The organism is Dyadobacter sp. HNCC25DJ186 (genome assembly GCF_056895235.1).
Genome location: NZ_JBXHAS010000049.1, coordinates 1 through 550, shown reverse-complemented (window position 1 = coordinate 550; position 550 = coordinate 1). Strand labels below are relative to the sequence as shown.

At 40.0% G+C, this 550-nt stretch carries 1 protein-coding gene; it reads left to right on the top strand.

Annotated elements, in window-relative coordinates:
• Window positions 1-127: 127 nt before the first annotated feature.
• The coding region (locus AC1XUO_RS29650; RefSeq protein ID WP_483333523.1) for a transposase at window positions 128-550 on the top strand (423 nt) is incomplete at its 3' end.

Sequence of the window (550 nt, the reverse complement as noted above, 5' to 3'; positions counted from 1 at the left end):
GAGGGTGTCTCATAAAGGCACCCTCTTCTCATGAAACGGGAATGATATATTGTAATTTAATTCTCTTCTTATTTCTTTTCAAATTCTGTTGAATTTCGTATCTTCAGGTATCGAAAAATCCTGAAAGATGAGCAGAAAACAACCTACTTTCAAGCCCTATTATCAGCAGCAAATCATGCTGTTGCCTCCAAGTTTAGAAGATTTGGTTCCGAAATCTCACCCGGTAAGAGTAGTTAACGAGGTGATCAATAAGATTAATCTTGATTCGCTGAATGCAGCCTACAAAACCAGGGGATCTTCCAGTTATCATCCACAGATGCTTCTAAAAGTTCTTGTTTATGGTTATGTAAGTAATATTTATTCCAGTCGAAAGCTGGAAGCGGCTTGTAAGGAAAGCATCTACTTTATGTGGCTAAGCTCGATGAGTTATCCTGACCATAATACCATTAACCGTTTTAGGGGTGTCCGCCTAAAAGAGGCTTTGCGCAATGTTTTTGAGCAGGTGGTCCTGCTTTTAGCCCAAGAAGGATTGCTGAGCATAGAGGAGATC